Source organism: Streptomyces sp. NPDC028289, from assembly GCF_055565975.1.
This window is the reverse complement of record NZ_JBVHTI010000006.1, coordinates 567188-587246: the sequence shown is the minus strand read 5'-3', so window position 1 is coordinate 587246 and position 20059 is coordinate 567188. Positions and strand designations below refer to the sequence as shown.

The 20059-nt window shown below is 73.2% G+C and carries 24 protein-coding genes; 14 read left to right on the top strand and 10 right to left on the bottom strand.

Annotated features, from left to right (window positions below):
• Positions 1–3: 3 nt before the first annotated feature.
• Entirely contained in the window at positions 4–666 is a 663-nt protein-coding gene (locus ACZ4UV_RS31900; protein WP_390035562.1) for a response regulator transcription factor, read from the top strand.
• Positions 663–2039, top strand: coding sequence for a sensor histidine kinase (locus ACZ4UV_RS31895; RefSeq protein WP_467842524.1), 1377 nt, complete (start codon positions 663–665; stop codon positions 2037–2039). The genes ACZ4UV_RS31900 and ACZ4UV_RS31895 overlap by 4 nt, the downstream gene beginning before the upstream one ends.
• A gap of 56 nt (positions 2040–2095) precedes the next feature.
• On the opposite strand, the gene ACZ4UV_RS31890 is transcribed toward ACZ4UV_RS31895, so the two are convergent.
• The gene (locus ACZ4UV_RS31890; protein ID WP_467842521.1) at positions 2096–2503 is read right to left on the bottom strand and encodes a hypothetical protein; all 408 of its coding nucleotides are present in this window, start codon (positions 2501–2503) and stop codon (positions 2096–2098) included.
• A 51-nt stretch (positions 2504–2554) separates the two neighbouring features.
• On the opposite strand from ACZ4UV_RS31890, the gene ACZ4UV_RS31885 reads away from it, so the two are divergent.
• Both ACZ4UV_RS31885 and ACZ4UV_RS31880 read left to right on the top strand, forming a co-directional pair.
• Positions 2555–2818 (top strand): MarR family winged helix-turn-helix transcriptional regulator, encoded by a 264-nt coding sequence (locus tag ACZ4UV_RS31885; protein ID WP_451016217.1) that lies wholly within the window; start codon positions 2555–2557, stop codon positions 2816–2818.
• Between the two features lie 152 nt (positions 2819–2970).
• Positions 2971–3603 carry a TetR/AcrR family transcriptional regulator gene (locus ACZ4UV_RS31880; RefSeq protein WP_451016218.1) on the top strand — a complete coding sequence of 211 codons (633 nt, stop codon included), beginning with the start codon at positions 2971–2973 and terminating at the stop codon, positions 3601–3603.
• Positions 3604–3670: 67 nt separating this feature from the next.
• On the opposite strand, the gene ACZ4UV_RS31875 is transcribed toward ACZ4UV_RS31880, so the two are convergent.
• The 4 genes from ACZ4UV_RS31875 to ACZ4UV_RS31860 form a co-directional block, all read right to left on the bottom strand.
• Positions 3671–4678: a zinc-dependent alcohol dehydrogenase family protein gene (locus ACZ4UV_RS31875; protein ID WP_451016219.1), complete on the bottom strand. Its 1008-nt coding sequence runs from the start codon at positions 4676–4678 to the stop codon at positions 3671–3673.
• A gap of 119 nt (positions 4679–4797) precedes the next feature.
• Entirely contained in the window at positions 4798–5130 is a 333-nt protein-coding gene (locus tag ACZ4UV_RS31870) for an ArsR/SmtB family transcription factor (RefSeq protein WP_351488718.1), read from the bottom strand.
• Positions 5131–5240: 110 nt separating this feature from the next.
• Positions 5241–6638 (bottom strand): dihydrolipoyl dehydrogenase, encoded by a 1398-nt coding sequence (lpdA, locus tag ACZ4UV_RS31865; protein WP_451016220.1) that lies wholly within the window; start codon positions 6636–6638, stop codon positions 5241–5243.
• 66 nt (positions 6639–6704) lie between these two features.
• Positions 6705–7403 carry an SDR family oxidoreductase gene (locus ACZ4UV_RS31860; RefSeq protein WP_451016221.1) on the bottom strand — a complete coding sequence of 233 codons (699 nt, stop codon included), beginning with the start codon at positions 7401–7403 and terminating at the stop codon, positions 6705–6707.
• Positions 7404–7545: 142 nt separating this feature from the next.
• Here ACZ4UV_RS31860 and ACZ4UV_RS31855 point away from each other — a divergent pair, with 142 nt between their 5' ends.
• From ACZ4UV_RS31855 to ACZ4UV_RS31845, 3 genes are all read left to right on the top strand, one after another.
• Entirely contained in the window at positions 7546–8046 is a 501-nt protein-coding gene (locus tag ACZ4UV_RS31855) for a winged helix-turn-helix transcriptional regulator (RefSeq protein ID WP_451016222.1), read from the top strand.
• Between the two features lie 96 nt (positions 8047–8142).
• A complete protein-coding gene (locus tag ACZ4UV_RS31850) occupies positions 8143–8649 on the top strand; it encodes an SRPBCC family protein (protein ID WP_390035576.1) in 507 nt (168 codons plus the stop codon).
• On the top strand, positions 8649–9707 hold the full coding sequence (locus ACZ4UV_RS31845) for an LLM class flavin-dependent oxidoreductase (protein ID WP_467842514.1): 1059 nt from the start codon (positions 8649–8651) through the stop codon (positions 9705–9707). Before ACZ4UV_RS31850 ends, ACZ4UV_RS31845 begins: the two co-directional genes overlap by 1 nt.
• Before the next feature lie 11 nt (positions 9708–9718).
• On the opposite strand, the gene ACZ4UV_RS31840 is transcribed toward ACZ4UV_RS31845, so the two are convergent.
• Positions 9719–10006 carry a hypothetical protein gene (locus tag ACZ4UV_RS31840; protein ID WP_451016224.1) on the bottom strand — a complete coding sequence of 96 codons (288 nt, stop codon included), beginning with the start codon at positions 10004–10006 and terminating at the stop codon, positions 9719–9721.
• A 452-nt stretch (positions 10007–10458) separates the two neighbouring features.
• On the opposite strand from ACZ4UV_RS31840, the gene ACZ4UV_RS31835 reads away from it, so the two are divergent.
• Complete coding sequence (locus ACZ4UV_RS31835; RefSeq protein ID WP_451016225.1) at positions 10459–11433, top strand: alpha/beta hydrolase; 975 nt, start codon at positions 10459–10461, stop codon at positions 11431–11433.
• Here ACZ4UV_RS31835 and ACZ4UV_RS31830 read toward each other — a convergent pair.
• Together ACZ4UV_RS31830 and ACZ4UV_RS31825 are read right to left on the bottom strand one after the other, a co-directional pair.
• Positions 11430–11723, bottom strand: a complete 294-nt coding sequence (locus ACZ4UV_RS31830) for a hypothetical protein (RefSeq protein ID WP_451016226.1) — start codon at positions 11721–11723, stop codon at positions 11430–11432. The two genes, ACZ4UV_RS31835 and ACZ4UV_RS31830, sit on opposite strands and share 4 nt — an antisense overlap.
• A 117-nt stretch (positions 11724–11840) precedes the next feature.
• Positions 11841–12122, bottom strand: coding sequence for a TetR family transcriptional regulator (locus ACZ4UV_RS31825; RefSeq protein WP_451016227.1), 282 nt, complete (start codon positions 12120–12122; stop codon positions 11841–11843).
• Positions 12123–12279: 157 nt separating this feature from the next.
• Here ACZ4UV_RS31825 and ACZ4UV_RS31820 point away from each other — a divergent pair, with 157 nt between their 5' ends.
• The 3 genes from ACZ4UV_RS31820 (at position 12280) to ACZ4UV_RS31810 (ending at position 15899) form a co-directional block, all read left to right on the top strand.
• Positions 12280–13050, top strand: a complete 771-nt coding sequence (locus tag ACZ4UV_RS31820; protein WP_451022282.1) for a polysaccharide deacetylase family protein — start codon at positions 12280–12282, stop codon at positions 13048–13050.
• Between the two features lie 195 nt (positions 13051–13245).
• The gene (locus tag ACZ4UV_RS31815; RefSeq protein ID WP_467842508.1) at positions 13246–15573 is read left to right on the top strand and encodes an FUSC family protein; all 2328 of its coding nucleotides are present in this window, start codon (positions 13246–13248) and stop codon (positions 15571–15573) included.
• 101 nt (positions 15574–15674) lie between these two features.
• Positions 15675–15899 (top strand): hypothetical protein, encoded by a 225-nt coding sequence (locus tag ACZ4UV_RS31810; protein WP_451022284.1) that lies wholly within the window; start codon positions 15675–15677, stop codon positions 15897–15899.
• A 7-nt stretch (positions 15900–15906) separates the two neighbouring features.
• Here the strand turns inward: ACZ4UV_RS31810 and ACZ4UV_RS31805 are convergent, their stop codons facing one another.
• Positions 15907–16695 carry a sugar isomerase domain-containing protein gene (locus ACZ4UV_RS31805; RefSeq protein WP_451022285.1) on the bottom strand — a complete coding sequence of 263 codons (789 nt, stop codon included), beginning with the start codon at positions 16693–16695 and terminating at the stop codon, positions 15907–15909.
• Positions 16696–16826: 131 nt separating this feature from the next.
• Between ACZ4UV_RS31805 and ACZ4UV_RS31800 the strand changes: the two genes are divergently transcribed.
• Complete coding sequence (locus ACZ4UV_RS31800) at positions 16827–17711, top strand: MurR/RpiR family transcriptional regulator (RefSeq protein WP_451022286.1); 885 nt, start codon at positions 16827–16829, stop codon at positions 17709–17711.
• A 108-nt stretch (positions 17712–17819) separates the two neighbouring features.
• Positions 17820–18200 (top strand): hypothetical protein, encoded by a 381-nt coding sequence (locus ACZ4UV_RS31795; RefSeq protein ID WP_451022287.1) that lies wholly within the window; start codon positions 17820–17822, stop codon positions 18198–18200.
• Here ACZ4UV_RS31795 and ACZ4UV_RS31790 read toward each other — a convergent pair.
• A complete protein-coding gene (locus ACZ4UV_RS31790; protein WP_451022288.1) occupies positions 18166–19182 on the bottom strand; it encodes a BadF/BadG/BcrA/BcrD ATPase family protein in 1017 nt (338 codons plus the stop codon). The genes ACZ4UV_RS31795 and ACZ4UV_RS31790 overlap by 35 nt on opposite strands.
• Before the next feature lie 177 nt (positions 19183–19359).
• On the opposite strand from ACZ4UV_RS31790, the gene ACZ4UV_RS31785 reads away from it, so the two are divergent.
• Positions 19360–20022, top strand: coding sequence for an aggregation-promoting factor C-terminal-like domain-containing protein (locus ACZ4UV_RS31785; RefSeq protein ID WP_451022289.1), 663 nt, complete (start codon positions 19360–19362; stop codon positions 20020–20022).
• Positions 20023–20059 lie beyond the last annotated feature (37 nt).

Here is a 20059-nt window from a genome sequence, read left to right as displayed (position 1 = left end):
ACCATGCCTCAGAAGATCCTGGTCGTGGAGGACGATCACGCCCTGCGGGACGTGCTGCGCCGCGGGCTGGCCGACGAGGGCTTCGAGCCCGTGCCCGCCGCCGACGGCGCCACCGCCCTGCGGCTGACCGGCGACGGCATCGGCGCGGTCGTCCTGGACGTCGGGCTGCCGGACGCGGACGGCCGGGACGTGTGCCAGGCGATGCGCGCCAACGGATTCGCGGCCCCGATCATCTTCCTCACGGCCCACCACCACCTCACCGACCGGCTGTCCGGGTTCTCCGCGGGGGGCGACGACTACCTTCCCAAGCCGTTCCACCTCGCCGAACTCGTCGCCCGGCTGCGGGCCTCGCTCAAGCGGTCCGCCCCGCCCGCGGTGTCCACGGCCGGGGACCTGGTCCTGGACGCGACCCGGCACAGCGCGCACGTCGGCGAGGCTCTGGTCGAGCTGTCCCCGACGGAGTTCCGGCTGCTGGCCACGCTCGTGGCCGCGGGAGGGGGCATCGTGAGCCGCCGGGACCTGGTGCGGACCGCGTGGCCGGACGGGGCTCAGGTCAGCGACAACACGCTGGACCAGTACCTGAGCCGGCTGCGCCGCAAGCTGCGCGAGGCGGGCAGCGGCCTGAACCTCGGGACGGCGCGCGGGATCGGCCACCGGCTGTCATGAACCGCCTCCTGCGGCTGCCGGCCCCGCGCACGCTGCGCGGTCGGCTCTCGCTCGTGGCGGTGACCACCGCGGCCCTCCTGATGACCGTCCTGACCGTGGCGTTCAACACCGTCATGGACCGGCACCTGCAGCACCAGGCGGACGCCGAACTGGGCAACCGTGCGGCCGCCGTCGCCACCACGGTGGACACCAGCGGCTCGCGGGTACGGGTCCTGGAGACCGTCAACGACCGGCTCCTCGACGCCAACGTCTGGATCTACACCGGGACGCGCCTGCTGGAGAAACCCCCGTCCGCCACCGCCGGCGGCACCCTGACCGCGGCCGCCGCGCGGCTGGTCGTACGGGGACACGGCGGCTGTGAGACCGTGACGGCCGGGCATCCCCGGTCCGTGCGCCTGTGCGCCCACTCCGTGGCCGGGCGTCGGAGCACGGCGACGGTCGTCACCGCCCTGGACCTCGCCCCGTACCGCAACTCGGCGGACACCGTGCTGCTGGGGTCCCTGGTCCTGGATTCGGTCATGCTCGCGTGCACCTACGCGCTGACCCGCCTCGCCGTCGGGCGGGCGCTGCGCCCGGTGCGCACCATGACGGACCAGGCCACCGAGTGGAGCGCGGCGGGCTCCGACGAGCGCTTCGGCGCCGCCGACCAGCCGGCCGAACTCGCCCGCCTGGGCGCCTCGCTCGACGCGCTGCTGGACCGCGTCCGGACCGTGCTGCGGCACGAGCGGCAGCTGACCGGGGAGCTCTCCCACGAGCTGCGCACCCCGCTCACCCGCATCGTCGTCGAGCTGGACTGGTGGCGGGCCCGGCCGCGATCCGATGCCGAGACCCGGGCGACGCACGAGGTGATCGCCGAGGCGGCCCAGGCCATGCGCACCATCTGCGACACCCTGCTGGACGACGCCCGTGAGGAGGCGCGCACCGCCGGCACGGCCCCCGGCGCCACGGCCGTCGGGCCCGTCCTGCACCGGCTGGTCGACCGCCTCGGGACGCCGGAGCGGGTGAAAGCCGTCGTCGACACGGCCGATCCGGAGCCGACGGCGGGCGTCCGGCCCGCGCTTCTCGAACGCATCGTCAGCCCCATGCTGGCGAACGCGCTCCGGTACGCGCACTCCACGGTGACCGTGTCCGCGCGCCGGGTGCCCGGCGGGGTCCGGATCGGTGTCACCGACGACGGTCCCGGCGTACCGGAGGCGTTCGTGGGCGACCTCTTCCAGCCCGGCCGCCGGGCCGATCCCGGCGACGGGCACGACGGCGCGGGCCTCGGACTGCCGCTCGCGCGGCGCCTGGCCCGCTCCGTGGGCGGCGAGGTGTCCCACGATCCCGCGTACACCTCCGGGGCCCGCTTCCTCGCCGACCTGCCCGCCGGGTGAGTCGCGGGCTCAAGGAACCTCGCCGACTACGCCGCGGGCACCGGCTCCCCGTGCCCCTACCAGGGCCGGGCCAGCGTCGCCAGCGCCAGTCCCGCCGCCACCAGCGCGCCCAGCATGACGATCGCCATCGGCCGGGAGCCGCCCTCCCCGAACACGCCCACCAGCGGAGCGGCCAGGGCGCCGAGGAGGAACTGGAAGCCGCCCAGGAGCACGGAGGCCGCGCCCGGGGCCGTACGGCCGACCGCCTGGCCGATGCTCATGGCGCCCGGGAAGACCAGGCCGATGCCGCCGCCGGTCACGAACAGGGTGGTCCAGGTACCTGCGAGGGTCTCGCCCACGGTCACCACCAGCAGGACTTGTGCCAGCGCGCCCAGCAGGGCGATGCCGACCCCGGCCGAGAGCAGGGTGTTCAGGCGGGTGCCGCGCCCGGCGAGGCGGGCGAAACAGGCCCCGGCGGCCAGCATGGCGACGGCGTTGGTGGCGAAGATGAGGGAGTAGGTGGTCGAGGAGACGCCGTGCAGGTTCTCGAAGACGAAGCTGGAGCCGCTGATGTAGGCGAACAGCGCGGTTTCATCGCCCGCTCCCCCAACCCCGCCGACCGGCGTGCCGCGCTGGTCACCATCACGGAGGCCGGCGCGCAGGCGGTCGACGAGCTCTTCCCGCGGCAGCTCTCCGTCGAGATCGGACTGCTGGACGGCCTGGGCGAGGACCGCGAGTGGGTGACCGAGGCGCTGCGACGGCTGGTGGCGGCGATGGAGGCGGGCGCCGGTCGCGGCTGACCCCCGGGGCGCCCGGCCGACGCCATGGTCCCGCCCCTCTGGTCCGGCCGGAGCCCGGCAGGCGGTTGCTGCTGTAGGGGATGTTCCAATTAGAGTGGCGGTCGCAGAGGCGGCCCGGAACCCGGCCGCCACGATCCCCGAGAGGCGCAGAGATGACCGGGTCGCAGACGACGCGCAGGAAACGCGCGAACGGGGTGGAGTCGCGCCAGCGGATCCTGGACGCCACCGTCGAGATCGCCGGCGAGCGCGGCTACGACGGCACCTCCATCGCGGCCGTCAGCGCCAAGTGCGGACTGCCCGCCAGCTCGATCTACTGGCACTTCAAGGACAAGGACGACCTGATCGCGGCCGTCATCGAGCGCAGCTTCGAGACCTGGCTCAAGGCCGTCGAGCTGCCCGGGGACGACGCCGGCACCCCGCTGGAACGGGTCGCCCTGATGGCCGCGAACGTGGCCAGGTCCCTCCTCGCCGCCCCGGACTTCCTGCGCCTCGGCCTGATGCTCGCGCTGGAGCGCCGTCCCACCGAGCCCCGCGGCCGCACCGTCTTCCTTCAGGTCCGCGACATCTCCCAGCGGCGCATCGCCGAGATCATCGCCGACCTCTTCCCGGCCCTGGCCGAGGACGAGGTGCACACCCTCACCACCTACGCCGTGGCCGGCGCCGACGGCCTGTTCGCGCACCGGGAGATCCAGGGCGACTCCGTCGACCTGGTGGCCCTGTTCGAGCTGCACGCCCGGCTCATCCACGACGCGGCCGCCCGGATGACGGCACAGGCGGGACACTGACGGTCTCCGCGCCGGCGCCCCGCCCCGCGGGTCCGCCGTCAGCGGCCGGCGGGAGGTGCCAGGGGGCTCAGGAGGCCCCACCCTCGTGGGTGACGGTGACGACGATCTTGCCGACCTGCTCGTTCGCGGCCATGTAACGGTGCGCCTCGGCGATGTCCGCGAGGTCGAAGGTGCGGTCGACGACGGGGTCGAAGGCGCCGGAGCCGAGGCCCGCGTTGACGAACGCGACCGCGCGGCGCAGGCGCTCGGGGTTCGTGGTGATCTCGAAGAGCGTGTACGTGCTGCTGTTCAGCGCCGGGAAGGACCGGGCATTGGGCAGCGGAGTGGGACGCGGGTCGAGGGCGCCGTAGACCACCAGGAAGCCGCCGGGGGCGATCCCCTGCGCGAGGGTCTCCACGCCGGGTCCCGCGACCGGGTCGAAGGCGAGGCGGACACCCTCGCCGCCGGTGATCTCCTCGATCCGGGCGGGCAGGTCCTCCTCGTCGGTGACGATCACATGGGCCGCTCCCGCCTCCAGCAGGCGCTGCCGCTTGCCGGGGCCGCGCGTGGTGGCGATCGGGATCGCGCCGACATGACGGGCGATCTGGATGGCGGCGAGTCCGACGCTGCTGGAGGCCGCCGTGATCAGGACGTGGTCACCGGGGCGCACCCGGCCGCTCTCGACGAGGGGGCCGTAGGCGGTGATGTACGCCATCCACACGGCCGCCGCCCGGACCGGGTCGACCCCGGCGGGGCGGGGCACGACCGCCGACGCCGGGACGACGACGTGGTCGCCGTAGGTGCCGTAGTCGGTCTGCAGGAACTGCGGTACGACCGCCACCGGGTCGCCCTCGGAGAGGCCGGCCACACCCTCGCCGACCGCCTCGACCACACCGGCGGCCTCGTAGCCGAGCAGTGACGGGAAGACCGGGGCGTAGGAGTAGACACCCTCGCGGTACATGATCTCGGCGCGGTTCAGGCCGATCGCGTCGACGCGGATGCGGACCTCTCCCGCGCCGGGTGCGCCGACCTCGACATCGCGGAGGGTGAGGACCTCGGGTCCGCCGATCCGGTCGAACTGAACGAGTCTTGCCATGGTGCATCCGTCCTAGGGGCAGGGTCTGGGATGGAGACGCGCCGGGCCGGCCCGGCGCCTCCACTCACCCCACCCCAAGGTTTGATGACCGTCAAATTTTGAGCTCGATCGAAATAAAGTCACCGGCCGTCCCGGCCCGCACCCGCTTCCGCCTCCAGCGCCGCGGCGGCCAGCACCGCGGAGAGCAGCCCGGGGAACCGCAGCTCCATCTCGTCGGCGCGCAGCGTGTTCATCTTCGCGGTGCCGACGTAGTACTGGCGGATCACGCCGGCCTCGCGCAGCACGGTGAAGTGGTGCGTCAGCGTCGACAGCGAGACGGGCGCGACGAACGTCCCGCAGCTCAGGTCCTCCCCCGCACGGGCCAGTTGCGACACCACCATGCGCCGCACCGGGTCCACCAGCGCCTCCAGCACCTGCTGGAGCGAGACCTCGGACAGCTCGGGGTGCTCCACGGTGCGGGCGGCGGTACGGGGGCGGGCCACGGTGACTCCTCGGGGCGGCTGCTGGGCGGTCACGTCATGGTACGACCGCACGTCTCAACCACCTCCGGTCCCGAGGCCCGTCAGAGGTTGATCATGTGTCCGGCGAGGCCGTGCAGGGCGTCCTGGACCGCCTCGCTCAGCGTCGGGTGGGCGTGCACGTTCCGGGCGAGCTCATGCACCGTGAGGTCCCACTTCTGAGCGAGCGTCAGCTCGGGCAGGAGCTCCGTCACGTCCGGTCCGATCATGTGGCCGCCGATCAGTTCGCCGTAGCGGGCATCGCTCACGAGCTTCACGAACCCGACCGTGTCGCCGAAGCCGTGCGCCTTGGCGTTGGCCGTGAAGGGGAACTTCGCCACCCGCACGTCGAAACCCTGGGCACGGGCCTCTGCCTCGGTCCAGCCGAAGCTGGCGATCTGCGGCTGGCAGAACGTCGCCCGCGGGATCATGCGGTAGTCCAGCTCCATGGTCTCCGCGCCGGCGATGCTCTCGGCGGCGACGATGCCCATCGCCTCCGCGGTGTGCGCGAGCATCAGCTTCGCCGTGACGTCGCCGATCGCGTAGATGTGCGGCCGGCTGGTACGGCAGTACCCGTCGATGTCGATGGCACCGCGCTCGGTGAGCCGTACCCCCGTGCTGCTCAGCCCGTAGCCGGCCGTCCGCGGCTGGAAGCCGGTGGCCTGCAGCACCTTCTCCGCCTCCAGGACCTGCTCCGAGTCGCCGGAACGGACGGTCACGCGGACCTCGTCCTCGGTCTCCTCGATGGACTGCACGGCGGTGGAGGTCAGGACCCGGATCCCCTGCCGCTTGAAGCGCCTGGTCAGCTCGGCCGAGACCTCCTCGTCCTCCAGCGGGGCGATCCGGTCCAGGAACTCCACCAGCGTGACCTCGACACCGTACGACCGCAGCAGGTAGGCGAACTCGACGCCGATGGCCCCGGCACCCGCGATGACGATGCTGGACGGGAGGCTGTCGGAGAGGATCTGCTCCTCGTAGGTGACGACGCGCCGCCCCAGCGTCGTACCGGGCAGCAGCTTCACGGTCGAGCCGGTCGCGATGATGCAGGAGCGGAAGGAGAGCGTGGTCTCGCCGTCCTGCATGCGCACCTGAAGGGTGTGCGGGTCGAGGAAGGTGCCCTGCCCCTCGAACTGCTCGATCTTGTTCTTGCGCATGAGGTAGCCGACGCCCTTGACGCGCCCGTCGGCCACCACCCGGCTGCGCTCGTAGGCGGCACGGTAGTCCAGGCCCACCTCCCCGCTGATCTTCACGCCGAACTTCTCCGCGTCGTGCAGGATCAGCTGGGCGACCTCGGCGTTGCGCAGCAGCGCCTTCGCCGGGATGCAGCCGATGTTCAGACACACGCCACCCCAGAAGCGGCCCTCCACGATGGCCGTGCGCAGGCCCAGCTGGGCGGCGCGGATCGCGGCCACGTAGCCGCCCGGCCCGGCTCCCAGGACGACGACGTCGAAGTCGGTCTGCATGGCTCCACCTCACCGTTGTGTCGAGTCGGTCTGCTGACTCCACGGTCGCACGATCAGGTCGCGCGATCAGCCGGTCGGGTAGAGGAGATCGAGCGGCCCGGACAGCGCGGCGCGCACTCGACGGGCGGTCTCGTCGACCAGGACCTCGGGCTCGTCGCGGGCTATCGCCTCCATCGTCTGCGCGGCCACCTCGGCCGCATCCGTCTTGGGCTCGTCGACCGCCACGGTGGCGTCGGTGTCCACCCAGCCGACGTGCACGCCGACGACCAGCGTCCCCTGCTCCCGCAGTGCGACCCGCAGTGCGTTGGTCACCGACCACTGCGCCGCCTTCGACGCGGCATAGCTGGGGAACCGCCAGGTCGAGCGCCACGAGGCCACGGACAGCATGTTCACGAGGGCGCCGCCGCCGTTGGCCGCGAGTACCGGCGCGAAGGCCCGGGAGACGGCCCAGGTGCCCAGGTAGTTCACCTCCAGCTCCCGCCGCGCGCCGTCCAGGGAGCCCTCCAGCAGGCCCGGTCCGGCCTGGATGCCCGCGTTGTTGATCACGATGGTCGCGTCGGAGGCCGTGCGCGCGGCGGACGCGATCTGCTCGGGGTCGGTGACGTCGAGGCGGAGCGGCTCCAGGCCCGGCTCGGTGAGGTCTTCCGGCCGCCGTACGCCCGCGTACACTCTGGCCGCGCCCCGGGCCAGCAGGGCGCGGCAGAACGCCAGCCCGATCCCGCGGTTCGCTCCGGTCACCAGCGCGACCGATCCCTCGATCTTCATGGTCGGACACCTCGATCCACGGTCGACGGCCGCCGGCGGACGGCCAGGCCCCCCGCTTCATGCTGCGGCCTGCGCGGGCCGCTCACATCCGAGACCGCGACTGTCAGCAGGGTTTCTCTGCAAGACTCGCTATCGTGGGGCCATGAAACGGACGTCGTTCGCCACGTGGCCGTGCTCCATCGCACGGACCGTCGATCTGCTGGGTGACCACTGGACGCCGCTGGTGGTGCGGGAGGCCTTCTACGGGATCCGCCGCTTCGACGAGTTCCAGCAGGAACTGGGCATCGCCCGCAACACGTTGACCGACCGGCTGCGTCATCTGGTGGACGAGCGGATCCTGGAGAAGCGGCTGTACGAGGCCGAGCCGCCGCGCTACGACTACGTCCTCACGGAGAAGGGCCGGGACCTGTTCGCGGTGCTGGCCGCGATGTCCGCGTGGGGTGACCGGTGGCTGGCCGGGGAACGAGGCGTGCCCGTGGTGTTCCACCATGGGGCGTGCGGCCACGACACCACCCCCGAGGTCGTCTGCTCCCGATGCCGGACGCCGCTCAGGTCCGAGGAGACCTCGATGCGGATGGGGCCCGGCTATCCCGAGCGGCTCGGGCAGCGGCCGGACATCCGCCGGCGGTTCGGTGTCGACTGAGCGTCCCATGGCGCCTTGACCCACTGACCTCTTGACAGGCTGAGTCTTATTTAGCAACTCTGAGTTTCGGACACCCGGACGGCAAGGAGGCCGGTCGTGGAGTGGACGGGCGCGCGCTACGCGGACAGACCCACGGTCGAGGTGCGGACCTGGATCGACGCCCCACCGGCCACGGTGTGGGCCCTGGTCAGCGACATCGGCCTGATGCCGGACATGAGCGAGGAGCTGCGGTCCGTCGCCTGGCTGGACGGGGCCGTAGCTCCGGCGGTGGGGGCACGGTTCGTCGGCCGCAGCGAACACGAGGCGTTCGGGAAGTGGGAGACCACCTCCCACGTGATCGAGTGCGAGCGGGAGTCGGTGTTCGCCTGGGCGGTGCAGGATCCGTCCGAGCCCTCCGCGGTCTGGCGGTTCCGGCTCCGTCCGAAGGACGGCGGGACGGAGCTGTCGCAGTGGATGCAGCTGGGTCCGGGACGTTCCGGACTGTCGGTCGCCATCGACCGGATGCCCGACAAGGAGCAGAAGATCGTGTTCGTACGGCTGCGGGAGTTCGAGCGTGGCATCACCGCCACCCTTGCGCAGATCAAGAAGCGGGCGGAGGCGTGATGCGGACGGCGACCACGATCGAGGCCTCGGGCGGCGAACACCGGTCCCGAACGAGCGACTTCGTCGTCGAGGCCGAGAAGCTGGGCCTGGACGTCTGCTGGGTGGCCGAGGCCTGGGGCTCCGACGCGCCCTCCGCGCTCGGCTACTACGCGGCGCTCACCGACCGGATGCTGCTCGGCTCCGGCATCATGCAACTCGGCACCCGGACACCGACGGCGGTGGCCCAGACGGCCATCACCCTCTCCAACCTGTCCGGCGGACGTTTCCTGCTCGGTCTCGGCGCCTCCGGCCCGCAGGTGATCGAGGGACTGCACGGCATCCCCTTCGCCCGGCCGCTGCGCCGCATGCGGGAGACGGTGGAGATCGTCCGGCGGGTGGTCGACGGCGGCCGGATCTCGTACTCCGGCGAGGAGTTCACGCTGCCGCTGCCCGGCGGCGAGGCCGTCCCGATGCGCCTGTCCATGCGTGCCGAGCACGACATCCCCGTCTACCTCGCCGCCCTCTCCCCCGCCATGCTGCGGCTGACCGGCGAGGCCGCCGACGGCTGGCTCGGCACCAGCTTCGTGCCCGAGGGCGCCGCCGACGCCTACTTCGCCCACCTCGACGAGGGCCTGGCCCGGAGCGGTCGTACCCGTGCGGACCTGGACGTCTGCCAGGGCGCGGAGGTCGCCTTCGCCGCCGACGAGGAGGCGCTCGGCGCGATGGTCGCCGGACGCAGGAAGGAACTCGCGTTCAGCCTCGGCGGGATGGGGTCGGCATCCACCAACTTCTACAACAGCGCCTACAGCCGCCAGGGCTGGGCCGAGGTCGCCGCCGAGGTGCGTGAGCGCTGGCAGGCCGGCGACCGGGACGGCGCGGCGGCTCTGGTGACCGACGAGATGGTGCTCGGTACGACGCTGATCGGCACGGAGTCCATGGTGCGCGAGCGCCTCGCGGTCTGGCGCGACGCCGGCGTCGACACCGTACGCCTCTACCCGGCGGGCGAGACCCTTGAGGACCGGCTCACCACGCTCGGGCGGGCGATCGAGCTGGTCCACGAGGTCGGCGGGGCCGCCTGAGCCCGGCCGCGTCAGTCGAGGGCGTCGCTGCGAGCCTGCTCCTGCCGCTGCCGGTGCTGCTCGTTCCAGAGGTCGGCCAACTCGCCGAGGGCGCTGTTGAGGCGGCCCAGTTCCCAGAGCAGGTAGCCGCCGGCCACGGCGAACGGGATCCACTCGCCCCAGTGGAAGAGCAGGACCGGCATGTACACCAGTCCGGCCAGGACGAGGAACTTGACCAGGATCTCGGCCGCGTACGCCTGCTTGCGTGCGACGACTGCGTGCTCGCCGCGGCCGTGGGTCCACTGGAGGCGCGATTTCATGACTGCTCCCTCGGGTTCTGGGCGCTCACGCTGCTCGAACAGGCCGCCGCCGACCGTCAGTCGACAGTGTCAGGGCGGGTGCGGCCCGGAGCCAGGACCGCCCGAGGACTTCGGCATATCTCCATGCGACCGTCGCGAACGGAGCCATGTGCTCCAGCCTGCGCCGAGGTGAGCCGGTCCCGGCACCGCCCGCGGCGAGCCGTCCGGCCGGCGGCCGGGCGGGACCCTTGTCCGGTCGCCCTCCCCCACAGCCCGTAGCGCCGGGCCCACCGTACGGAGTCGGCCACGTGATGCCGCCCGCGCGGTCCGGTGTCAGGCTGGAGAACGATGCCGCCTGCCCGGCCCTGCCGCCGACACACCCGCGGTGCCGCCCTCGACCGGCGGTGACCGGCGGAGGCGAGCGGCCGGCCGGACCCCGCCGCCGCGGCATCGGCCCTTTCTGGAGGTTCGTCATGAAGGATCTGCCCCCGCCGCCCACCCCGTACCTGGAGCCCGCGGCCCGCGAACTCGCCGACGCCACCGCACCGCACCCGCGGATCTACGAGGTACCGCCCCCGCAGGGGCGTGACATTCTCGCCGGTCTGCAGACGGGCGAGGGGGTGGCCAAACCCGCCGCCGACGAGAGCTGGATCGACATCGACGCCGGTGAGTGGGGCACCGTACGCGCCCACCTCGTCAAGCCCGAAGGCGTCAACGGGACGTTGCCGGTGATCTTCTACATCCATGGCGCCGGCTGGGTCTTCGGCGACGAGAACACCCACGACCGCCTCGTGCGAGAGCTGGCCGCCGGGGCACGGGCGGCGGTCGTGTTCCCCGTCTACGACCGGGCCCCCGAGGCCAAGTACCCGACCCAGATCGAGCAGAACTACGCCGTCGCCCAGTGGGTGGTGAAGCACGGCAGCGAGTACGGCCTCGACCCGTCCCGGATGGTCGTGTGCGGGGACTCCGTCGGCGGCAACATGTCGGCGGTCCTCGCCCAGATGGCCAAGGACCGTGGCGACATAGAACTCGCCGCGCAGATCCTGCTCTACCCGGTGACGGACGCCGACTTCGACACGCCGTCCTACCAGCAGTTCGCCGACGGCTACTACCTCACGCGGGACGGCATGATCTGGTTCTGGGACCAGTACACGAGCGACGAGGCCCAGCGCCGGGAGCGCTACGCGGCCCCCCTGCAGGCTTCCGTCGACGACCTCAGAGGCCTGCCGCCGGCCCTGGTGATCACCGACGAGGCCGACGTGCTGCGTGACGAGGGCGAGGCCTACGCGGCGCATCTGCGGGAGGCCGATGTCCCGGTCACCGCCGTGCGGGTCCAGGGCATGGTGCACGACTTCATGATGCTCGACAGCCTGCGCGACACGAGAGCCACGAACGTCGCCCGGCACCTCGCCGTCGACTCCATCAGGGAGGCCCTGCACGCCGCCTAGCCGGATCCGACCGGACCGCCGGCCCGCCGCGTCACCGCATGGTGGCGTGGCGGGCCTGCGTCTCCCTGCGCGGTGCCGTCCACCGCTGCGGCCGGACCGGCCGCCGGGGACGCCGTCGCCGTCACGCCCACTCCGTTCAGCAGGGACCTCGGGGTGCGCGTGAGCCGGGGCTCGACATCGACGACGGCCTGTGCCGGCTCGGGGCGCGACTCATGGCGTTCACGGAGCCGGGTGCCGGGCGCGGCCATCTGCCCGAGCGCGCCGGCCGTGCTCGTTGCCGTGACGACCACGTCCGCGGCAACGCTCTCGGTGATCCCCAGGAGCCCTTGCCCTTGCAACACCGTTGCCGGTGAGGCGACTTCGCCGAGCGCGACTGTCTCGGCCTGTCCCGACCGCAGCGCCGCCGATCAGTCCCGCCGGCCTTCCGCGGTGCGGCTCGGGAAGATCTGCTCCCGTGTCCCGAAGTACCCCAGCATCGCGGACTCGTGCATGCCGACGGCGGCGGCGATGTCCGTCGGCGTCACCTCACGGACGCCGCGCTCGGTGCCGAGCGATCGAGCCGCGTCGAGGCTCTCCTGCTCGCACTGCTGCCTGGCCGCCGCGCCGCGGGGGCACCGCTCCCCGATCCGGAATCCCGGTGCTCCCGGCTCCGCGCCCCGCCCCGTGCCCCGTTCTGCGCGGACCGCCAACACCGATCGCGCCGCCCGGCGTTAAAGGTCTCGCAGAGCGCCTGTCGCAGACCTCTCGCGGAATTGTCCGTGATCGGTAACGGAGGGATCCGGGGCCCCCCTTATTCCGTCCTGACGGGTGCACGAGATCGACTGAACGACAAGGATCGGGGCGGACATGGCGCGGCGCGGCGGACGGGGATGGTACGGCCAGATGGTCGCGGCGGCGCTCGGGGTCACGGCCGTGACCGTGGCCGCCTCGCTGTGGACCGCGCAGGCCGGTCCCGTCAACGGGACCGCGGAATCCGGGACTTCGGTGCACCACCCCGCGCCGAAGGCGGCCCCGGTGTCGGTGGAGATCGCGCACGCCTCGGACCGGGGCGCCAGGGGCGTCAACATCACCATCGACGACGGACCGGACCCGGTCTGGACCCCCAAGGTGCTCCAGGTGCTCGAGGAGTACGGCGTGAAGGCCACGTTCTGCATGATCGGACCGCAGGCGAAGGCACACCCCGGCCTGGTCAGGGCGGTGGTGGCGGCCGGGCACCGGCTCTGCGACCACACGGTCTCCCACGACGTCACCATGGACACAAAGTCCGAGGCCTACCAGTCCCAGCAGATCCTCGAAGCCGAGCGCATGATCACCGAGGCGTCCGGGGGTGTACGGCCGCTCTACTACCGCGCCCCCGGCGGCGCCTTCACTCCCCACAGCCGCAAGGTCGCCGCCTCCCGCGGCATGCGCCCGCTGGGCTGGAACGTCGACTCGAAGGACTTCGAGCGTCCCGGCACGGCCGTCATCGTCGCCACCGTCAAGGAGGAGCTGCCGAACGGGCCGACCATCCTCTTCCACGACGCCGGCGGCGACCGCTCCGAGACGGTTGCCGCCCTGCGTGAGGTGCTGCCCTGGCTGAAGGAAGAGGGGTATTCGTTCGGCTTCCCGGTGCGCTGAGGACGGGACCGCCTCGGCCGTGGAGGCGAGGCAGCGTTTCGAGGGCGCCCCGGCGAGCGGTCCACCGGCCGCCCCGGCAAATGTTGCGGACGGCCCGGCGGTGACCGCATATGGGTGGTGTGAGCGGTGCGGCGACGGGGCCGGCCGCTCCGGGGCCGGCGGGAGGTGGACATGTCGGGGCGGGCGCCACGGTGGGTGACGTGGTTGCGCGGCAAGGACCCGGATCTCGCGGCGACCCGGCGGGCCGGGCGTACGGCGCTGGTGATGCCCGCCCTGTTCGCCCTGTGCACCCAGGTGCTGCACTCCCCGACGATGGCGAGCTACGCCGCGTTCGGCTCCTTCTCGATGCTGTTGCTGGTGGACTACTCCGGGCCGATGGTGGAGCGGCTGCGGGCGCAGGCGGCACTCGCGGTGGCGTGGCTGGTGCTGATCTGCCTCGGCACCCTGGCCGCGCCATGGCTCTGGCTCGCCGTGGCGGCCACGGTCGTGGTCGGGTTCGCGGTCCTCTTCGCCGGCGTGGTCAGCTCGGTCCTGGCCGGCAGCTCGACGGCGCTGCTGCTGGCCTTCGTGCTGCCGGTCAGCGCCCCGGTGCCCCTGTCGCAGCTGCCCGCGCGCCTCGCCGGCGCGGGCCTGGCGGGGGCGGTGGCCCTGCCGGCCGTCGCCCTGCTGTGGCCGCGTCCCGTCGCCGACCTGCTCAGCGCCCCGGCGGCGGCCGTCTGCCGTGCCGCCGCCGGGTATCTGCGGATCCGCGCGGCCCTGCCGGGGCCGGACGGGCCGGGGTCCGACGCCGAGCGGTGCCGGGCCGGGGCCGAGCACACCGCCCGTACCGGCGCGGACCTGCGCGGAGTCTTCGACGCCACGACGTCCCGCCCGACCGGCCTGTCCGCGACCTCGCGTGCTCTCGTCCGGCTGGTGGACCAGCTCACCTGGCTGTGCGCCGTCCTCGTCGACCGGTCCGAGTACACCGACAAGCCCCCGGCCTGCGACCCGGCCGCGCATACCGTGCGCCGCGCCGCCGCCCACGTCCTGGAGGCGGCCTGCGACCTGCTCACGGACCTGAACAGGGACACCGGTCCGCTGCGGACCCGCGGGAACGACCTGCGGGCGGCCCTGGCCGCGATGGAGCACAGCTCCACCGTCCAGGTGCCCGCCGAACACCCGGGCGGCACCAGCACGGCGGAGGTCTACGGGTTCATCGCCACGCTCGACGTGTCCTTCCGCGCCCAGGAGCTCGGTTTCGCCGTGCTGCAGATCGCCGACAACGTCGACATGGCGGCCACCGCCTGGCAGCGCAGCTGGCCCGAGCGGCTCCTCGGCCGTGAGCCGGGCGCCATGAGCGCACCCCTCGCGGCCGCGCGGGAACGCGCCTTCGCCCATCTCAGGCCCGACTCGGTGTGGCTGCACAACAGCCTGCGCGGCGCCGTCGGCCTCGGCATCGCCGTGTTCCTGGCCGGGGTGACCGGTGTGGGGCACTCCTTCTGGGTGCTGCTGGGCACCCTGTCCGTGCTCCGCTCCAACGCGCTCAGCACCGGGCAGAACGCCGTCCGCGCCGTTCTCGGCACGGTGGCCGGGTCCGTGGTGGGTGCCGCGCTGCTGCATCTGATCGGCCACCACGGGACGGCGCTGTGGTTCGTGCTCCCCGTGGCCATCCTGTGCGCAGGGATCGCGCCCGCCGCCATCTCCTTCGCCGCCGGGCAGGCCGCGTTCACCGTCACGCTGGTGGTGCTGTTCAACGTCGGCCAGGACCCGAACTGGCACATCGCCCTGCTGCGCGTCCAGGACATCGTGCTGGGGTGCCTGGTCAGCGTGCTGGTGGCCGTGTTCTTCTGGCCGCGCGGCGCCCGGGGCGCCGTGCACAGGGCGCTCGCCGAGGCGTACGACGACAGCGCCCGTTACCTCGCAGACGCGGTGGACTACGCCCTGGGCCACCGAAGTCCCGCCGCCCCCGATCCGCAGAGCCGGGTGGCGGCGGCCGCCGCCCGTCGCCTCGACGACGCGTTCCGCACCTACCTCGCCGAACGCGGCGCCAAGCCGCTGTCGCTGTCCTGCGCGACCACTCTCGTCACCGGGGTCGTCGGGCTCCGGCTGGCCGCCGACGCCGTCGTCTCCCTGTGGAAGGGCGAGGGCCTGGCGCGTGTCCAGGCCGTCCGGGCCGACGCCCACTGTGCCGTCCTCGGTTCGGCGGCCCGGGTCACCGACTGGTACCACGGCTTCGCCGCGAGCCTCGGGGGCCGCTCGTCCGTCCCCGACGCCGTCCCGCTCCAGCCCGAGGGCGCGGCGCGGCTCGTGGAGTCCGTCCGCACCGAACTCAGCGACGGTCAGGGCCGGGCCACGCCCGTCGCGGTGCGGATCATCTGGACCGGCGACCACGTCGACGCCGCCCGCCGCCTCCAGCCGGCCCTCGCCGAGGCCGCCAGGGCCCAGGCGAGGACACAGCACCGCCGTGCGCGGAAGGCGCCCGCCGGCCCGGACGCGGCACCGGGTCCAGGTACCCCGTCATCGCCGCGCGGCCCGCAGCGGTGATCCCGACAGGCAGGCGCGGCCCAGGCGACGTCGTCGACCGCGGGCCACGGCGCGGTCGACACCACCGCGGGCGTCACCCCGGCGGAGGCCGTGACGTACCGGTGCAGGTGGGACTGATCGACGCAGCCGATCTCCGCCGCGACCCGAGCGGCGCTGTGCCCGGCGGCGAGGCGATGGGAGTGTTCACTTGGGTGTTCAACGTGACCGGGCTGCCGGTGCGCGTCCGGCTCGTCGCGGCGCCCTGGCGGGAGGACCTGCCGCTCCAGGTGTCCCGCTCCCCGGAACTCGCGCTCCCGTGGCACGGGCGGCGCCCGCCCCTCGGTTGACGCGCTCTCAGCTCGCGGTGCGCCGGATCCGTCCGGCGTACCGCTTCTCCAGTTCCAGGTTGCCCTCGAAGCCGCCGGGCACGTTGGCCGAGACGTAGACGGGCGGGCGGTCGCCGGAGGCGAGGAGGAGGCCGGCCGCCTCGGCCACCGCCATCTGCACCAGCATCACCCCGGTCAGCGTGGACAGCGCCGAGACCGCGCCGCCGCCCGGGAGTTCGAGAAGCGCGTCGCCGCGCGGGGCCGCGTTGTCGAGGACCACGTCGGCCAGGTCGGCGAGTTTCCTGCCGCTGGGATGGCCGGCCGGGACCGCCCTGGTGTGCGCGAGGGAGGTGAGGGCGAGGAGACGGTGTCCGCGTTCCTTGGCGTGCAGGGCCATCTCCACGATCACGTTGTTCACCCCGGAGTTGGAGACGATGACGAAGAGGTCCCGGGGATGCGGGGCGGCGAGGGCGTAGAGGCGGGCGGCGACGCCGGGCTCGCGCTCCAGGAGCGGGTCGTCGAGGACGCTGGGGTGCTCACCGCCGTAGAGGACGAGGTCGGCGATGCCGATCCGGTTGGTGGGGACCAGTCCGCCCGCGCGGCCGGCGACTTCGAGGACCAGCGCCTGGGAGTGGCCGGTGCCGAAGGCCTGGACGACCCCGTCGGCGCGGACGCAGTCGGCGATCAGTCCGGCGGCCCGGACGACGTCGGCGCGCGCGGACTCGGTGAGGCGGTGCAGGGCGGCGAGGCCCTCGCGGGCGAAGCGTTCGGCGTTCACCGGTCCGGTCCCGGACCCGCCGGCGGACTCGACGGACACGCGCACACCCCCCCCGAGCTACCCCGATCGACGAATCAATTAATCACGCTCTCGGTGTGCGGGGCAACGGCGTGCCGTTCCGGGCCCGGTATTCAACTGACGACTCATAAGGTGGCAGGTACCGTCTCTGCATGCCCTCGACCGACGTCACCGCACTGATCCGAACCGAGCTGCCGCGCCTGGCCGGCTCCCTGCGGAAGGTGGGCGAGCTGATCCTGGCGGATCCGGCCGCCGTCACGCACTGTTCGGCCGCGGAGCTGGGCCGCCGCACCGGCACCTCCCAGGCGACCGTGACCCGTTTCTGCCGGGCCGTCGGTCTCGACTCCTACCAGCACCTGCTGATCGCGCTCGCACAGGAGCGGGGCCGCGGCGAGGTCTCCGACTGGGGCACGGCCGAGATCGGTCCGGACATCTCCCCGGACGACAGCCTGGAGCGCGTGGTGAAGGTGGTCGGCACCGCGGACCTGCGGGCCGTCCAGCAGACCCTGGACCGGATCGACCTGGACGCGGTCGAGCGGGCCGCGCAGGCCATGGCCCGGGCCCGCAGGATCGACGTCTACGGCGTGGGCGGCAGCGGCGCGGTGGCGCAGGAGACCGAGACCCGGCTGTTCCGGATCGGCTGTTCGGTACGCGGCTGGACCGAGGTGCACGCCGCGGTCACCTCCGCCGCGCTGCTCACCCCCGCCGACGTCGCGCTCGGCATCTCCCACTCCGGGTCGACCCGCGAGACGACCGAGCCGTTCGAGACGGCCAGGGAGCGCGGCGCGACGACGATCGCCCTGACCTCCGACCCGCGTTCCCCGCTCGCCCGCACCGCCGGCATCCGGCTCATCTCGTCCACCCCGGAGACCAGTTTCCCCACCGGCATCATCGGCGCCCGCCACTCGGTGCTGCTCCTCATCGACTGCCTGTACGTCCGGGTCGCCCAGCTCACCTACCAACGGGCCAGCGCGGCACTGGCGTTGACCGACCACATCGCCGGGCAGCACGCGGTGAAGGCCCGGCGATCGCACTGAGCCCGCCTCCGGCCTGCATGAATGAACCATCAACGGACCACCGGGGCTGGTTGATTGAACCACCCCACGATGCCAGGATGGGGCTCCACCAGCACTCGTAGGAGCCCCATGCGTGTGACCTCTGTCGAGTCGACCGAGCTCTTCACCGGCACCCCTGAGAAACCGCTGCAGGTGGTCCTCGTTCGGGCCGAGCACATCCCGGGCCGACCGGTACTGCTCGCCGTCGAGGGACCGGGGGTTCGCAGCGTCGGCGAGAACCGCGCCACCGTCGGCGAGGACGGAACCGTACACGCGGAGGTCCCCGTGGCCGCCGAGCGGCTCGCGCCCGGCGAGCGGCGCAGGATCACGGTGACGGTGGAGGACGCGGGCATGGGCCGACTCCTGATCCACTCCGCGGAGTTCACGGCGGCCGACGCGGCCGGACCGTACCCGAGCAGGCAGTGGGTGCGGGTGGTCACGGGTCCTGAGGGGGCCGGTGGCCGGCGGTGAGCAGCCTCGCCAGGGCCACGGCCCCCGCACGGCCGTCCGCCACCGGGACGAGCGTGAGGCCGCCGAGCCGTTGCGCGAGCGGGGCGAGCAGCGGACCGTCCGGGGCGGTCAGACCGCCCGTGACGACCAGTGCCTCACCCGGGCGTGGCCGCAACGCGGCCACGGTGCGGGCGAGATGGGCGACCGCCTCCCGGAGGATCGCCCCGGCGACCTCGTCCTCGTCCGCCGCCGCGTCCGGCACCAGTGGCGCGAGGTCGGCCAGCCGCACGGGCGGGCGGTCCAGCACGGCGGGCAGCAGCTGTGCCCGGTAGGCGGCCCGCCGGGCGGGCGCCCAGAATCCGCCGCCGGCCGGCGGCAGTACGCCCGCCGCGATTCCCAGGGCCCGGCCCACGGTGCCGGTCAGCGCCGTCGGTCCGCCCCGCCCGTCCGCGGCCCGCAGCGCCGCCCGTGCCGCCTCGCGGCCGATCCAGAACCCGCCGCCGTCGTCACCGAGCAGCCAGCCGTCCCCGCCGGACGTGGCGACCAGTACGCGCCCCTCGATCCGCGCGGCGACCACTCCGGTGCCGGCCACCAGGGCGAGCCCGTCGGCCGGATGCCCGGGCGCCCCGGCGAAGGCCGCCTCGATGTCGCTGTGGATCTCGACGGCTCCGGTGGTGATCCCCAGCCGCGACAGAGCGGCGGTGAGGCCGGCCAACGCCCGTACCCGGCCCCGCTCCTCCTCCGGCGCCCGGGCGGCCCCCGCGAAACCGCCGGCCACCGCGCGGACCCGCGCCCGCATCGCCTCCGGCACGGCCGCCGCGACCGCCTCCGCCAGATGCGCGGCGAGTTGCGGGCCCGGCACGGTCAGCGCGTTGCCCGGCCCGGCCTCGCCTTCCTGGAGGACCCGCCCGTCCCGCGCGTCCGCGAGGACCGCACGGGTCCGGGTGCCGCCGGCATCGATCCCGACGACCCACCCCGCGCCCTGGTTCCCCTCACCGTTCATCGAGGCTCATGGTGGCCCCTGTACCCCGCTCCGGCGACGGTGTGAGCATCCGCACGTCCTCCGGCATTGCGTCGGCCGCGCCGGCACGCAAGAGTGTTCCAACTGCCTTACCCAGCAAGCGAAACACTTCCGTCGACCGCCGCACACGGTGGCCCGGGCGAAGAGGAAGAGAAGCGCGTGAGCCGCATATCGGTCCGGGGAATCGCGGTGGCGTCGGCCACCGCGGTCACCGCTGTCGGAAGTGTCGTCGGTGTCGCCTCGGGCAGCAGCGCGCAGAACAACGACGCGGAGGCGCCGGCGACCGACGCCACCCTCCTCGCCGACCTGCCCACGGGGCAGCAGGCCCAGGTGCAGACCGCGTCGCTGACGCAGCAGGCCGACACCGTGGCGGTGCAGGCGGACGCGAGCGCCCGCAAGGACGCCGAGCAGGCCGCCCGGGCCGCGGCCGCCAAGGCCGCGAAGGCCAAGAAGTCCGCGGCCGAGGAACGGGCGGCGGCCAAGGCCGCGGCCGGCGACCCCACCGCCAGCTTCCAGGTGCAGAGCTCCTACACCGTGGCGCAGATCAAGGCGATGGCCGCGCAGATCGTGGGCAGCGGCCAGTTCCAGTGCTTCAGCAACATCGTGGATCACGAGTCCACCTGGAACTACCTCGCGGTCAACCCCTCCTCCGGCGCCTACGGCCTCGTCCAGGCCCTGCCCGGCAACAAGATGGCCTCCGTCGCCGCCGACTGGCAGACCAATCCGGCCACGCAGATCAAGTGGGGCCTCAACTACATGAACACCACGTACGGCAGCCCCTGCCAGGCCTGGGCGTTCTGGCAAGTGCACCACGCGTACTGAGGCTCGGTCCGCGAACGGACCGCCGCACGCGCACCCC